The sequence below is a fragment of the Paraburkholderia sp. 31.1 genome (assembly GCF_014397645.1).
Taxonomy (GTDB): domain Bacteria; phylum Pseudomonadota; class Gammaproteobacteria; order Burkholderiales; family Burkholderiaceae; genus Paraburkholderia; species Paraburkholderia tuberum.
The window spans coordinates 1-1,955 of sequence record NZ_VZQN01000137.1; the positions used below are offsets into that span (position 1 = coordinate 1).

The following is a 1,955-nucleotide window of genomic DNA, read 5'->3' on the forward strand; positions in this document are numbered from 1 at the left end:
CATGATTGAGCGCATCGCCGAACTTCTGGAGGCGCGCGCTCGCGGCGACGCCACGCTTCTCTCTACCACACTGCGCTATCACGAGCAGCAGGGCTGACCGTTTCCCGCGCGCGATCGACTCGCATGCGTCGTTCGCCATTAGGTGTTGCTGCACCCGTTTATCACGCATTTCCATCTCGAAAAAGCAAAGGATTCCGATTTAACGATCATTCACAAAATCGTTGGCAATTTCGCACAGGGTGAGTGGAGTGATTGACGGGCAGCGGGTACCGCCCTAGATTTTTTCGGTTGAAGGTTGCTGACGCAACAGTTGTGCCTCGTTTCTTTAACCATACAGGGATGTGTGGATGAATGCTGTCACGAAAAATTTTACCGCCGCGCTCAGCCATCCGAGCGCGCGCCTGACCCAGCACCTCAGGATCTGGATCGGCTCCCAGCCCCATGACCTCGACGTGCTCGATTTCAAGGCCAGCGGTGGCTTCTGCAAGGACTACCGCGTCGACGTCACGGTTACGTCGCCACGGCTGGAGATCGACGGCAAGCAGTATGTGGGCCGTCGCGCGGGCCTGCAGATCGACGAGCAGGCGGCGGTGCCCTCGGTGAGCTACGTGCAGCCCGTCAGTCACGACGCCGCCACCTTCAACGGCGTGGTGACGAGCTGGAGGCGCATCCGCACGAGCCGCGACGAGTCGGCTTACCAGATGCGCATCGAGCCGCGCTTTGTGGCCCTCTGCAAACGCATCATCAAAAGCGACACATTTAAAGATGTGACTTTGCAGGAACTGATCACCCAGGCGCTGGTCGACCGCAAGAATTTCGATGCCTTCGATGTCGAATTCCAGATCGAAGGGCTGCAGGAGAAGATGGAGCAGGTGGTGATGCTGGAGGAGTCGCTCTGGAATTTCATCGCCCGCCATTGCCGCCGCCTCGGCGTTTTCTGGTTCTACAAGCAGGGACGCGGCAAGGATGGCAAGCTCGACACCATCGTGTTCGCCAACAATCCGCGCGCCTATATCCGCTCGGTCGACGTGCCGCTGCTGGATGCCTCGGGCCTGCACGCGAGCTGGCACGAAGCGGCCCAGGCCGTGCATGAGCAGCGCGCGCTGGTGCCGGCCACCATCGAACTGTGGGAGCGCAACTACTGCACGCCGGACGATCCCCTTCGCGCCACGGCGAATGTCTCCAGCGAGACGGATGACCGCTCGTCGTTCGGGCAGATCAGTCGCAGCGTCGAAGGCCATCTGACGCCAGCGCAGGCCGAAACGTTCGCACAGACCCGGCGCGACGGGCAGATCGCGCGTCAGGCGACGCTGGCGGGCAGGACCGACGCCAAGGGCATCGCGGCGGGCGTGGTAATGAAGCTCACCAATGCGAAGATGCCGAGCGCCGAATACGGCTTCGTGATCACTTCGTTCAAGATGAAGGGCAGCCGCACCAAGCCGGCCTATACGCGCTTCAAGGCGATGCCGGCGAACCTGACCTATCGGCCGAGGTTTGACTTTGAGCGGGACTGGCGTTTTCTGCCTGGTCCCGCTGTGGGCGTGGTCACGACGAGCGACTCCGCCCCCTACGGCGACATGGACGACCACGGGCGTTATAGCGTGCTGCCGAAGTTCCTGCAGGGCACGGGCAACACCGACAACAAGCTGCTGAAGCTGCGCCTGCTGCGTCCGTCATCGTCCTACCAGGGCGGCTTCCACTCGCCCCTGCTGCCGGGGACCGAGGTCCTGCTCGACGCCGAAAATCGCGACGTGGACCGCATCTACATAGCGGGGGCCATGCACGACTACGCCCACCCGGACGTGGTGCGCGGAGACCAGTCGCTGTTTAGCTATGCCATCTGGCGTTCCCCGCTGCTCGGTGCGGAGGTGGTGTTCAACGATCTGCAAGGAAAGGAGAGCGCCCGCATAGCGACGGTCTACAGCCAGACGGCCTTCAACCAGGGCTACCTGCTC

General features: G+C 62.1%; 1 protein-coding gene. It reads left to right on the forward strand.

The features are described 5' to 3' along the window. Positions 1–347: 347 nt before the first annotated feature. The coding region (locus tag F6X37_RS35600; RefSeq protein ID WP_187614651.1) for a type VI secretion system Vgr family protein at positions 348–1,955 on the forward strand (1,608 nt) is incomplete at its 3' end.